Below are 12,684 nucleotides of genomic sequence, written 5' to 3' on the forward strand. Positions count from 1 at the left end.
AATTAAAGCAGCTCTAAAGAGTTTTGAGTTAAAAGTTAAACTTCAAGTTTTCATTCAGGATGAATGTACTGATTAACTAATTTTTTGGGGAAAATTAGTCAACCCATCATTATAACATATAATTAATTTGCAAGAGTTCTATTGATTATTATTCATTCTTAATTCTCCTGACTACTGACTACTGGCTACTGACTCCTAACCCTAACAACGATTTTGGATTTCTGCAAGAGGTCTATTTTTCAGTACAAAGGCTCTAAAATGGCCAGTGCCAGTTATTGACCCGAAGACTTGTTTTTTCAGTCTTGTGGCTTTATCATAGATACTGTGTGGTGTGTGTGATGTGAAGGAGTAAGATGACTGCTAATGGCCAACTTATCTCCGTCAAGGCTCTACAAGCTTTGATGAAGCGAGGGTTCAAACCTTCGGTCTCTGGTAGACGGCATCAAAAATCTTGGTTAATAGCTTTAGACGGCGATACCTCAAAACGATTATTCGATATCGTTTTCTCCCTATCGGTTCTAATTTTCTTTTCGCCGCTTTATTTAATCTTAGCCTTATTGATCGCGATTAGTTCCCCCGGTCCGGTCTTTTATATGCAGAAGCGCGTCGGTCAAAACTTCCAGCATTTCAACTGTATCAAGTTCCGTACTATGGTAATGGACGCGGATAAGGTATTAGAGAGACTGATGGAAGACTCCCCCCAACTGCGAGCGGAATTCGAAGATAATTTCAAGCTCAAGGACGATCCCCGCATAACTTGGATTGGCAAGTTTCTCCGCTTAACCAGTTTAGATGAGTTTCCCCAATTCTTCAACGTCCTGCGAGGAGATATGAGCGTCGTCGGTCCGCGGCCTTTAGTTCCCGAAGAATTGCAGAAATATGGCAATCGCATCGAGAAAGTTTTAACTATTCGCCCCGGTTTAACTGGTTTATGGCAAGTTTCTGGACGTAATGACATTCCCTATCCCATGCGGGTGCAGATGGATGTGTATTACGTTAATTCGCGTAACTGGTTAACCGATATCTGGGTAATCTTCAGAACTATCGGTGTTGTGGTTTTTCCCAAAAATAACGGTGCTTACTAAAGCGGTGAATAGTAGTTCAAGATTACTGGCTACTGTTCCAATGTAATTAATCGCTAGACTGGAGGAGAGAAAGGCAGAACTTGCTTTTTTCTCCTCTTTTTTTGAGAAGAAATATTATGATATAGCGTTTTTCAGTCTGCTGAGGTACAAAAGTTATGGGTTTTAGGCAAAAGGCAAGAGGCAAAAGGGAAGAAAATAGGTGTACCTCACTAGCTTAGGAAACGCTATAGTAATTAGGGCTTGCTAGATAATGGTAGAACCCTTTTAAAATAAGACTTTTGACCTTTTAAGAGCCGATGTTCATGCTGCGAAAATAGATTGAGACCTTCAAAAACCTTGCATTATCCTTTTTGTGGTACGCAAACTGGTAAAAAAAAGGGGAGCAACAAAGCCTTAAACTCCTGTCTTCTGCCTGACCCCATCCTAGGCCTTTTTCAGCAAACCCTACTTAGCAGTTATCTTAAGGGTGAGGTACGAAGTTTCTGATTTTAGGAAACACGGGAACCAGAGATGATGCTAAATCTCGTCATTTCGTCTTTACCACAATTTAGGCATTTTGTCAAAAAAATTTTGACTTTGCAACAAAACTACACAAAAATTAGATCAACGTTGTTGGGGAAAAAAGAGATAATTGGCGAAAGTGTTTGGTTTGGCTAAAAGGGAAAGTCTAGATTTAGCAATGGTTTCAAGGCAAGCTAGACCTTAAAAAGTCCAAAAAAGAACAGAAAAACCCACCATAGCATAATGCAAAATTATACCAGAATCGCTGGAAGTATTGCTATCTCCTAAATAAATAGAAATTATTCTCAATAAATTCTTGAGTAAAAATAAATATTACCAATTGTAAATTTAAATATTTTTAAGTATTGAAGATGTTTGTATATAAAATACTTATCATTTTGCCCCGATTGCCTCTAACTTTCCCCTCCCCACAGTAATCACCGGGTAAATAGAAAATTTCTCACTCTTTCTCCTAAAGATGAAGTACAAATTAATCCTTACTCATCAAGTATTTTAGCAACAATAACTAACCTCATCTTTCTGAGAAAGGCTCTAACTGCCATAACCTACCTTGTATTATGAACAATAGTCAAGTTCTTATATTCTCGGTAAAATCGTCTTATGAGGGGAGAATTATTAGTAGCCTGGGCAGCACAACAAAAATCCTTCGATAGCAATTCTGCTGTGAACAGCCAAACGGTGGGAGACATTCCTGAACTGGTTCTTGTCTTGATCCTGCTGCTACTGATTGCCACTGCTGTGGCTCTAGTAACCCAGCGATTACGCATTTCCTATGTGGCAGGTTTAGTCTTAGCAGGATTACCGATTACCGATCTGTTATCTCGTCGTATTGGCTTAGATCCGTTTTTAGTGCTTAACCTTTTTCTGCCGATTCTGATTTTTGAAGCGGCGATTAATACCGATATCAGCCGTCTTCGCAGCACCTTTAAACCGATCGCACTGCTCGCAGGTCCCGGCTCGGTTTTTTCTGCGGCGATTATTGCCGTTTTGGTAAAATTCGGGCTGGGGCTAGATTGGATTCCCGCCTTACTGGTGGGAGTGATTCTGGCAAACACCGATACTGTCTCGATGATTGCCGTCTTTAAAGAAATTCGGGTTCCCTCTAGACTCTCCACTATTGTGGAAGGGGAAACACTATTTAATGATGCAGCCGCACTCGTCACCTTCAATTTGCTCTTGGTGATTTACGCCACTGGAACCATCAGCACTACACAAGTCATCAAGGAAGTGTTGATCGTTGCTCTGGGTGGGGGATTAGTGGGCGCTGTCCTAGGCTACCTGTGTCTGCCCATCTATGTGCGCTTACGGGAGCCGCTGAGTAGCCTGTTGCTTACGGTTGCGCTTGCCTTGGGAGCTTTTCAACTCGGGCAGTTTTTGGGTGTATCGGGAGCGGTAGCGGTAGTTATTGCCGGACTTGTCTTTGGTAACTTGGGGCTGCCTCGCAGCGCCTCTGCATCCGATCGCATTACCCTGATCAGTTTTTGGGAATATGCCGGTTTTATCGTCAATACCTTTATTTTTCTGCTTATTGGTATTGAAATCAACCCCTTGACCCTATGGCAAACCTTGCCATCGATTGTGCTGGTCATTTTGGCTTATCAATTGGGGCGTATTCTGTCAGTGTATTCTTTACTATGGGTACTTCGCTGGATTGATCGACCGATCCCCTTGCGCTGGCAACATATTCTGATTTTGGGCAACATCAAGGGTTCCCTCTCCATGGCCCTAGCGGTTGCTATTCCTTTGACTCTAACAGGGAGGGAATTGATCATCGAGCTAGTCTTTGGCTCTGTGTTATTTTCTCTGGTTATCCAAGGATTAGCCTTACCCTGGTTAATTAAAAAGCTCAATATTAGTCAGGTTTCGGCAGTAACCCAGGAGATTGGCCAGTTGCAGCTGCAGTTGATCGCGTCGAAAGCGGCACAAGATGAGTTAGCCAATTTACTGAAATCTGGCGTTTTACCGAAAGCAGTGTACGAAGAACTGTGGGCATCTTATCAGGCAAAAGTGGCGGTATCGGAACGGCTGCTGCGGGATGCTTATAATCAGTCTCGATCGGGGCAAATGGAGCCTAACAACAGTCAGTTAGATGCCATTCGACGACGATTGTTCCTCGCTGAGAAAGCAGCCTTGAGCGATGCACTTCGCAAACGCATTGTACCGGAAGACTTGGTACAATCCTACGTTAAAGGTTTGGATGAGAAACTTCTATCGTTGGACGATGATTAGTTTGAATGCCGAGGTAATCGATCATAGGTTTGACGAATTCCGGACGAGTGACCACCAGAATAGTTGAGTCTGCTTCTAGGACGGTATTCCCGTTGGGAATCTCTAAACTGGCAGAAGCGTGACACTGATAGCCAATAATCAGCGAACCAGTCGGAAAGTTGGCATCTTGAGCGATTTGGGCAACGGTACGCCCAGCTACATAACAATCCTTGGGGACGGGCAGCTTTAGCACCTCCACTTGTCCCTGTTCAAAGTGCATCATCGATTCTACTTCGGGGTATTCGATCGCATTGGCCATGGTGACAACAGCTAAATCAATCGTGCTGATGATGTGACTAGCTCTAGCAAGACGATAGGCCTCGAGAAATTCGCGATCGCACATTCTCACCACAATATGGGAAATGCCATAACTTCTGGACAAGGTAACTAGGGCTAGATTCATCGCATCGTCCCTCAGTGCGGCAACAACCGCGTTAGCTTGTCGAATCCCCGCCTCTAGCAGAACTTTCGTACTGACAGCACTCCCCTCAAAGGCCATGACACCAATTTTTTCCCGGGCAAACCGACAAGCTAAAGGATCCACATCAACGATGGCGACGGTGTGTCCCAAGTCTAAAAGTTGTTGGGCTAAACCTAGCCCCACCATTCCCGCCCCACCAATTAAAACGTACATAGCGGCTCTTTACTTAACAAACTTGACTTCTAGGAAATAATGGATGGATGAGGCTGCACCTATCCACCCTAGATATCTAAATCTGCGGGGCTAAATTTCTTGTGAATCTGAGGAAAACCTAACTGTTTAATCACTTGATGTTTGCGTTCTTCCTCAAGAGATGACAACTGATTATAATTAACCCAGTGAATACAGTTAACTGGACAAGTCTCGATCGCTTCTTGAATAATTTCTTCTTCGTCACCGTCCTGATTATAGACACGAGAGCGACCGTATTCGCCTTCAATAAAAAAGGTATTGGGGGCAACGTGGGCGCAGTGTTTACAACCAATACAAGTGACCTCATCGACGTAAACCGCTTTCTGGCGCAGTAAACCACCCAATTCCGGTTCAAAACCAGTGCGATCGGGGGAATCTCTCAGGAATCCCCCTAACTCTGGTTCAAAACCAGAGCGTTCGGGAGAAAAATCAGCCATTAGGCGCTCCAACGTTGTACCACTAGACGAATAGAACCATCAGTATTTTTTTCCTGTGCTGCCACCTGAAAACCCTGTTTAGCAGTTTCTGCCAGAATGGTCTGGTAGGCATAACCTTGATTTACTTTTCTTAAAAATCCTTCTACGGTTAGGGGTTGTTGCCAGTATTGTAAATCGGCAACTAACTCGTACTCGTTACCATTCCAGCGAAAACCGATATCGTAATTGTTATCTTGCTCGATTACCACCTCTGCGGTTAAAGTTTGACCTTGATAACCTTTGACGGGGTGGGAACCCTCTTTCCATTCCATCCCCATATCGCTGAGGGCGGCTTTTAGGTAGGATAGATCGCGGATTTTGGTTTTGATATTGCTAAAGTGTGACATGGTTTTTCAGTGGCTTAAATAAAGGGATTGGGAAAGATGAAAAATTACCAGTCGCTAAAAGTGGCTGCGTTGCTGACTTTCTCTGACTGGCTGACGGTTTGATGGTAATAATCCGAGGTTTTCTCTTGAGACATCAGCTGCCCGAGTTGTGCCTCGATCGCCGCCGTCACCTCTTGACAAGATGAACCGACTATGCCTGTCACCTTTTCCATGACGCGACCATCGGGATAGATGATAAACTCTAGGCTTTCCATGCTCATAGGTCTTCTCGGCGTGATCTGGGGTTTGCAAAGCTCCCTATCGTTTTAATTTACGATAGTTTGCTAATCGTAGCAATCTGGTTAAAATTTTAGCAAAACTTTATATTATCTCGGCCAACCACTTTCATTTTTTGTAAGTTTCGCGTAACTTTTCTTCATCGTCAAGGGCGAACTTTAACCTAGTGGGCATAATTTAACAAAACTACACAAAAAAGACGACCTGAAGCGATAAATTGAAAATAAAGGAGATGCAACGGCGAACCACGACCGCCGAGATCATAGAATTTTGTCTATAGGAATCAGAACAAATATGAATAAACAAATAGCCAGCGATCGCCTTCGGATCGGTGTTTTAGGTTTTGGTGGTTTGGGACAGGCTGCCGCTAGAATTCTCGCCCCCAAACAGGAAATGCTTTGGACTGCCGCCGCCGATAAAGCCGGTTTTGCTTACCACAAAGACGGTCTAGATGTCAATACCTGTAACAAAATTTATCATGACCGGGGTTCGATCGGTTATCTGGAAAATTACGGCAGTCTCAGCCAGAACAGTATCGAGGAATTAATCAAAACTGCCGACGTAGAAGGCTATTTTCTTGCCTTGCCGAATTTACCTAACAATTTCATGGCCGATATCGCTAAAACTTTCATTCGCTTAGGTTGGCGCGGGGTTTTAGTCGATGCGCTCAAACGTACCAGCGCCATGGAACAAATCTTAGCACTACAAACAGACCTAGAAGCCGCCGGCATCACCTACATGACCGGCTGCGGTGCTACCCCCGGACTGTTAACTGCGGCCGCTGCCCTAGCTGCCCAGAGTTATGCAGAGATTCATAGCGTTAAAATTACCTTTGGCGTGGGAATTGCCAACTGGGAGGCTTATCGTGCCACTATTCGTGAAGATATCGCCCATTTACCCGGTTACGACCCAGAAACGGCCCACCAGATGAGTGACGCGGAAGTGGAAATGCTGTTAAATAAAACCAATGGCATTCTCAGCCTCGAAAATATGGAACACGCGGACGATATTATGCTGGAATTGGCTGGAATCTGTGGACGCGATCGGGTTTCCGTCGGGGGTGTGGTGGATACGCGCAACCCGAAAAAGCCTTTAAGTACCAATGTTAAGGTCACGGGGCGGACTTTTGAAGGCAAAATTTCCACCCATACCTTCACTTTAGGTGATGAAACCAGTATGGCGGCTAATGTCTGCGGGCCAGCTTTTGGTTATCTGAAAGCGGGGGTTTCCCTGCATCGTCGCGGTATCTACGGATTATGGACAGCAGCGGAGATTATGCCGCAATTTGTGCGCTAGGGGTTTCTCTGGCGTAAAATAGCTAAAACTTTCGGGAAAATAGCGGGTAAGGGAGCGATCGCTTCTAGGCTCTCCCCCGTGACCGGATGTATTAAGATTAAACGATAGGCGTGGAGTAATTGCCCTGGTAGATTAATTCCGATGGAACGACCGGAACTATAGAGGGGATCCCCAAGAATCGGATGACCGATATGGCTGCTATGAACGCGGATTTGATGAGTTCTGCCAGTTTCTAGGCGAAATTCCATTAAGGTGTAGTTGCCTAGTCTTTCCTTGATTTGCCAGTGAGTGACGGCATTTCTACCGCCTTTTTCCACGGCAATAATAGCCATCTTTTGGCGATCGCTGCGGTGACGACCGATCGGCAGATCAATTGTACCTGTTTCGCTTTTAGGGACACCGTGGACAAGGGCCATGTATTCCCGGCGTGCAGTTTTGGTTTTTAATTGTGCCTGTAGGTGTTGATGGGCCTGGTCGGTTTTGGCAATAACGATCGCGCCCGTGGTATCCTTATCTAAGCGGTGAACTATACCAGGGCGTTGAATTCCACCAATTCCAGCTAAATTTGGGCAGTGATGTAGTAAAGCGTTGACCAAGGTTCCCGATTCGTGACCGGGGGCCGGATGAACCACTAAATCGGCAGGTTTATTGATAATAATCAGATATTCGTCTTCGTAAAGAATATCAAGCTCGATCGCCTCGGCGCTTAATTGCAGGGGTTGACTGTCGGGAATGGTAATCTTTAAGCGATCGCCTTGACCAACTTTCGTATTTTTATTGGTGCAAATTTGACCATTTAACTGTATATATCCCTGTTCTATCAGTTTTTGCAGTCTAGATCTCGATAAATCGGGCAATTGTGACCCCATCCAAGCATCTAAACGTTCTTTTTTTCCCGCAACTTCTAAGTTTAATTGGTTCATCGGTTTTTAGTGATCAGGGTGTAGGGTGTGGGAATTATGAATTATGATACTAAATCCGTTGAGCATAGGCTACATATCAGGAGAGGCAAGAGGCAGAAGGCAAGAGGCAAAAGGGGGAATAAATAATCAGTTTTTAATAACCAAATTTAGTATGAATTATGAATTATGAATTAGGGGGAAGGGAGAGGGGAGAATAAATAAAAATAATCTCCTGATCACTGATTACTGATTACTGATCACTGTAAGGTTCTACCCGGGTAACGAATATCTGTACTGTTATCATCTTCGGTTTCGAGGACGATCTCGAATTCTTCTACAACGGAATCAAGTGGGGGATTAACTGTGGGATTTAACAGAGAGGTTAGAGATAGCGAGAATTTTTGCTAATTTTGAGCGAGTTTTTTGGATTTCTCCCTCTAACAATCCCGTGATCGTTTTGCCAGTTTTCACTAAAAGAAAAGCTTGGTCACTGCAAGGGGTTAAAATCAGATGACCCTGGGGACTGCGAATAGCAATTTGTTCCACATCAAACCAGCTTAATTCCTCCTTTGTGTTATTGGCAAGATAAATCATTGTTCCTGCTAAGATTAAGGCACTATTCTGTGGCATACCGATCGAATCAGTCAAAGCTTGACCCTGGGGAGAAACAAGCATGATTCCCTCAATAGCGATCGGTTTTTCGGCTAATTCTTCCAAAATTTTAGCAATTTCTGCCTGGTAATTTGGTTCCCTAGGGAAGGTATTTTGAGAGTCATCATAGTTATTATCAGTGTGATGTGGTCGTTCTGTAGTTTCTTCCAAAGAGATAAACCATTGCAGCGGTTTTTCTTCCCGCAGTTGTCGGTGGCTAAACAGACGAATATCTTTAGAAAGTTTAATTCCTAATTCAAAGGCATTTGCCTGATAATTGTCGTCTAAAATTACGGGATCAAGGGAGATTTTAGCCTCATCTCTGGAAATACGTTTTAGGGGACCTGCCTCTAGACAGGCAAGAATTTTAACCAGTTTTTTCGAGTCGAGTAGTTCCTGTAAATAATAACAATGAAAGTAGGGGATGTCCCCACGACTAAATTCATCGTCACCATCGTTAATTAACCAACCAAAGAGGGTGTTATAGGAGTCAATTTGATAGATATAGACTCCTTTAAAGTTCCTGTGTGGAGGATTATAGGTGTCCCATAACTGAGAGACTATATGTTGATAAAAAACCTGTTGAATCCCTAGGGGGACATTTGCACTAGCGATATATTTAAATCCCAGTTGTGAGAAACTGCTATAAATCAGTTGTTCAACGATCCAAGACATGATCTGTAAAGTTTAATTACTCCAGCTTGCTTTTGTGAATGATTTTAACACAATTATATCTTTTTTCCAGTTTTTATCCTGGTGAATCTCACCAGCGAATTGTCGCTGTAAACTAAAACCAAAGTTACTTATTTTTAAAATGGCGAGGGTATATCGACCTATTTTAGCAACATAATTGGGAATTTTTCAATATCCTCTTCGCTTTCTTCCTCTTGAGAACTCAAGACAATATTAGCCCGATTTCCCGAAGTTGTTTGATTTTTGAAAGTTCGATAAGATGCTGTTAAGAAACCTGTTTTTCCTGCTCCTATTTGACCGATAATGAGAACTGTATCAATTTTGTTTTATTTGCTAAGATTTTTTATTATTTGTCATTTTTTTAACAATCTAAATTGAATGATAACAAAAAACTTTTGCCGCGACCATTGTGACTCTAAAGCAAACACAGACAAGAAAAGTTGGCTTGGGATTAGTTAATTTACTTAGCTCAACAATTCCATTCTGCACTTTTGTAGTTATGCTGTCTGGAAGGATAGTTAAGAAAGCTTATTAGTTATCTAATTAACATCATTACATTTATTTTGTTTGATCGGATCATTCCAGTTAAGCAAATCTTCATAAAAGGTCACTATTCTAATAGTAGTTGAACTTGCCCACAAAAGCCACGCTAAACCCGTAGATATTTCCTCGCTCTAGTTCCAAGCGATATCATCCATAAAATAATAAATATCCCATCAAGCCCCATGATCAATAATCGATATAACTTGTTTAACACAAACGATGATTTTTGTCAATTTAATTTCCCGATTCCCATATAAAAACTATCGCCATTTTCCCAAAAATAGAGAGACGTTGATTGCAACAACGTCTCTAGAGCAGAAACTAATCAATCAGAGTAAACCAAGGTGTTTTAAACAACCGAATTATTGCCCACTTTAGTCAACAAAAAAACCATTTAAAACTCCTGAAATGATCGAAACCACGATCGAACCGAATAAAGCTGCAAAAAATGATTTTACCTCAAAACCACTGATAAAATAGGAGGCTAAAGAAAAGGAAATGGCATTGACCACAAAAATAAATAACCCTAGGGTTAAAATAGTTAAAGGCAGGGTAAAAAGAATCAACAGGGGTCTAATAATAGCATTAATTAAACCCAAAGCGACAGCAGCTATCAAAGCCACGGTAAAATTTTTAATTTCTATACCGGGTACTATTTGCGCTGTAATCAATAAAGAGACGGCGGTAATCAACCAACGGAGGAAAAAAGATAACATAAGCCCATCCATCTAAGATAGTTCATCCTCATCTATTTTAATCGCCATCGCCACTTAAAGAGGCGGAAGTCTTCAGGAGATGACAACGAAAACTGAGAGTGACTGCTGCTTCTGCTCGAAAACCAGAGCGGGAACATAGTATCGGTTACACTGGTGATAAACCGGAGGATTCGCTCGGACTATCACTCCCAGAAAAGAGGCAGCACTAAAGATGATATCCAGAAAAAATTTTAGCCAAAGCCAGCAAGTACCAATCGGTAAAACGAGAATTATTCAGGGAGCAACTGGCACTTTAATGCTAGTGAGTCTGCTTTCTCTCCTCTTAGCGCCACCCAGTTTAGCATCTCCTGAGCCACCTAAGTCGGTTATCGCCGCTACCCGTCAAGATTTGAGTCGGAAAACCAATATATCCGTTAATCGCTTGCAAATTCAAGCAGCACAACCGCAAACTTGGCCCGATGGTTGTTTAGGATTAGCTAAACCGGGGGAATTTTGTACTCAAGCACTGGTGCAAGGATGGCGAATTATTCTGACTGATAAGCAAAAAACTTGGGTTTATCGCACCGATAGCAGCGGTGCTAATCTCCGTTTAGAAAAGTGAATTTCTTTTGCTCTTTTCTGGCTGCTTTTTCGGCATCCCCAAGGCAGTGTTTTCCTGATTTGATTATCATCCTCCCAGAAGGTGAATTGTCTCAAGCACCAGGTTGGGTGATGAAAATCGGCTGAGAATGGCTCTATGATTTGTTTCAAGAACTTATCCGTATGTAGAAACCCTATTTAATTAATAATCCCAGTTTTTTGCTTCTTTTTGCCCTAAAACTCCCGCGATACTGGGAAAAGTAAGAAGTAATTCGGTCATCAGCCCTCAACTATCGTTAAGATGGGTAGGAGAAGGTAAAGTTTTATATGTCCCCTTCAACTGCGTTTAGGAGTTCCTGCTAAAGATGACACAAGCTACTCAGATTCAAGGAAAAGGAATTTTACTCAGTGAGGCTGCCCTCAAACACCTTACCATGCTCAAAGAGCAACAGGGCAAGGATTTATGTCTGCGCGTGGGTGTGCGTCAGGGTGGTTGTTCGGGAATGTCCTATATGATGGATTTTGAGCATCCTAGCAATATTGGCCCCCAAGATGAGGTTTTCGATTACGATGGCTTCAAAATTGTCTCTGATAAAAAAAGTCTGCTCTATCTCTATGGTCTCATGTTAGATTACAGCAACGCGATGATCGGCGGTGGTTTCCAATTCACTAATCCCAACGCCAGTCAAACCTGCGGTTGTGGTAAGTCTTTTGGCGTTTAATTATTTCTCTGGGGTGATACCTTTCACCCCCACCTCCCAGAGGCGATTTTTTTTTGGCCAAAACCCTCGGCAAAATCGGAGACTTGCCCTATACTTTTTGTACGATGGGAATCCCTCCCTGTCTGCGAAGTTCTTCATTGGTACATCTGAAAACGGTATAGACTGATAGGCTATTCTGGCAACATCGGGATAAAGTCTAAGTGAGTCGCTGGTCGGAGAGAGGAATGCAAAGATTTATTAAATTATATCTATTCTGGAATATAGTTCAGGGGGAAGGAGGCAAAATTTCATTATCTTCCCTACATAGGCTGGCTGACCCAGCTGCGAGGATAGCGTTCCCACTTGTAAAAATCTTTTAGTTTCTCATGAGTATTAAGAACTTGTCTAATTCGTTGCTTGCAGGCGCAGGACTTGGACTGGCGACTGCTCTTAGTGCCTTGTCCCCGCAAGTGGCTCAGGCACAGGTAGGGGCGGTGATCTTTAACAATGCCGATCCATCTCTTGCCTCCGTCGCCCTTGGCGTGAACGATGCTGGTCATCTGAATTTTTCAGATCCATTAGGCTTCGGGCCCGTCAATGCACGGACGACAGGCTTGTCCTATCGCTTCCCCGATGGAACCTGGCGGGATGCCACCGCCTCAGGTTGTCTCTGTGAAGGGTGGGGTGTGGCTGTCACTGATCCCTTGGGCAACCGCGTCGCTGGTTTTGTCAATCAAGCGGCGGGGAATGGTGGTCTGACGGGCGGGGTCTTTGGTTCCACGAGCACAACAGCCTCCTCTTTAATTCAATTGGCCGACTATCCCGTTGACATTAAGCACTTCTACGGTGTTTCCTCGGTCCCCAATGTGTTTCAAGGCAACATCACCATCACAAACAGCGGCACGGAAACAGTTACTGATGTGGTTTATCGCCGCGTGATGGATTGGGATGTGCCA

12 protein-coding genes are annotated in these 12,684 nt (G+C 43.3%); 5 read left to right on the forward strand and 7 right to left on the reverse strand.

Translation table 11 applies throughout. From position 1 onward, the window contains the following. Positions 1-353: 353 nt before the first annotated feature. A complete protein-coding gene (locus tag IM485_RS17395) occupies positions 354-1,085 on the forward strand; it encodes an undecaprenyl-phosphate galactose phosphotransferase family protein (protein WP_104396938.1) in 732 nt (243 codons plus the stop codon). Between the two features lie 1,122 nt (positions 1,086-2,207). Next, the gene (locus tag IM485_RS17400) at positions 2,208-3,836 is read left to right on the forward strand and encodes a cation:proton antiporter (RefSeq protein ID WP_002752713.1); all 1,629 of its coding nucleotides are present in this window, start codon (positions 2,208-2,210) and stop codon (positions 3,834-3,836) included. Here the strand turns inward: IM485_RS17400 and IM485_RS17405 are convergent. The 4 genes from IM485_RS17405 to IM485_RS17420 form a co-directional block, all read right to left on the reverse strand. Next, positions 3,793-4,509 carry a potassium channel family protein gene (locus tag IM485_RS17405; RefSeq protein WP_104396939.1) on the reverse strand — a complete coding sequence of 239 codons (717 nt, stop codon included), beginning with the start codon at positions 4,507-4,509 and terminating at the stop codon, positions 3,793-3,795. The genes IM485_RS17400 and IM485_RS17405 overlap by 44 nt on opposite strands. 68 nt (positions 4,510-4,577) lie before the next feature. After that, complete coding sequence (locus IM485_RS17410; RefSeq protein WP_002747586.1) at positions 4,578-4,985, reverse strand: ferredoxin; 408 nt, start codon at positions 4,983-4,985, stop codon at positions 4,578-4,580. After that, positions 4,985-5,371 carry a DUF1257 domain-containing protein gene (locus IM485_RS17415; RefSeq protein ID WP_108937258.1) on the reverse strand — a complete coding sequence of 129 codons (387 nt, stop codon included), beginning with the start codon at positions 5,369-5,371 and terminating at the stop codon, positions 4,985-4,987. The genes IM485_RS17410 and IM485_RS17415 overlap by 1 nt, the downstream gene beginning before the upstream one ends. Positions 5,372-5,415: 44 nt before the next feature. Next, positions 5,416-5,631 (reverse strand): DUF2997 domain-containing protein, encoded by a 216-nt coding sequence (locus IM485_RS17420; RefSeq protein WP_002752708.1) that lies wholly within the window; start codon positions 5,629-5,631, stop codon positions 5,416-5,418. Between the two features lie 310 nt (positions 5,632-5,941). On the opposite strand from IM485_RS17420, the gene bioU reads away from it, so the two are divergent. Further along, positions 5,942-6,943: a (S)-8-amino-7-oxononanoate synthase BioU gene (bioU, locus tag IM485_RS17425; RefSeq protein WP_287744629.1), complete on the forward strand. Its 1,002-nt coding sequence runs from the start codon at positions 5,942-5,944 to the stop codon at positions 6,941-6,943. On the opposite strand, the gene IM485_RS17430 is transcribed toward bioU, so the two are convergent. The 3 genes from IM485_RS17430 to IM485_RS17440 all read right to left on the reverse strand — a co-directional run bounded on the left by IM485_RS17430 (position 6,940) and on the right by IM485_RS17440 (position 10,448). After that, complete coding sequence (locus tag IM485_RS17430) at positions 6,940-7,866, reverse strand: RluA family pseudouridine synthase (RefSeq protein ID WP_104396943.1); 927 nt, start codon at positions 7,864-7,866, stop codon at positions 6,940-6,942. The two genes, bioU and IM485_RS17430, sit on opposite strands and share 4 nt — an antisense overlap. Before the next feature lie 336 nt (positions 7,867-8,202). Further along, a complete protein-coding gene (locus IM485_RS17435; RefSeq protein WP_238142022.1) occupies positions 8,203-9,171 on the reverse strand; it encodes a roadblock/LC7 domain-containing protein in 969 nt (322 codons plus the stop codon). A gap of 935 nt (positions 9,172-10,106) precedes the next feature. Then, positions 10,107-10,448 (reverse strand): phage holin family protein, encoded by a 342-nt coding sequence (locus IM485_RS17440; protein ID WP_104396944.1) that lies wholly within the window; start codon positions 10,446-10,448, stop codon positions 10,107-10,109. Positions 10,449-10,659: 211 nt separating this feature from the next. Here IM485_RS17440 and IM485_RS17445 point away from each other — a divergent pair, with 211 nt between their 5' ends. Together IM485_RS17445 and IM485_RS17450 are read left to right on the forward strand one after the other, a co-directional pair. After that, entirely contained in the window at positions 10,660-11,049 is a 390-nt protein-coding gene (locus tag IM485_RS17445) for a DUF8738 domain-containing protein (RefSeq protein WP_104396945.1), read from the forward strand. Positions 11,050-11,392: 343 nt separating this feature from the next. After that, complete coding sequence (locus IM485_RS17450) at positions 11,393-11,749, forward strand: iron-sulfur cluster assembly accessory protein (protein WP_002747572.1); 357 nt, start codon at positions 11,393-11,395, stop codon at positions 11,747-11,749. Positions 11,750-12,684: the final 935 nt, after the last annotated feature.

Source organism: Microcystis sp. M169S2, assembly GCF_020245865.1.
GTDB classification, from domain to species: Bacteria; Cyanobacteriota; Cyanobacteriia; order Cyanobacteriales; family Microcystaceae; genus Microcystis; species Microcystis ichthyoblabe_A.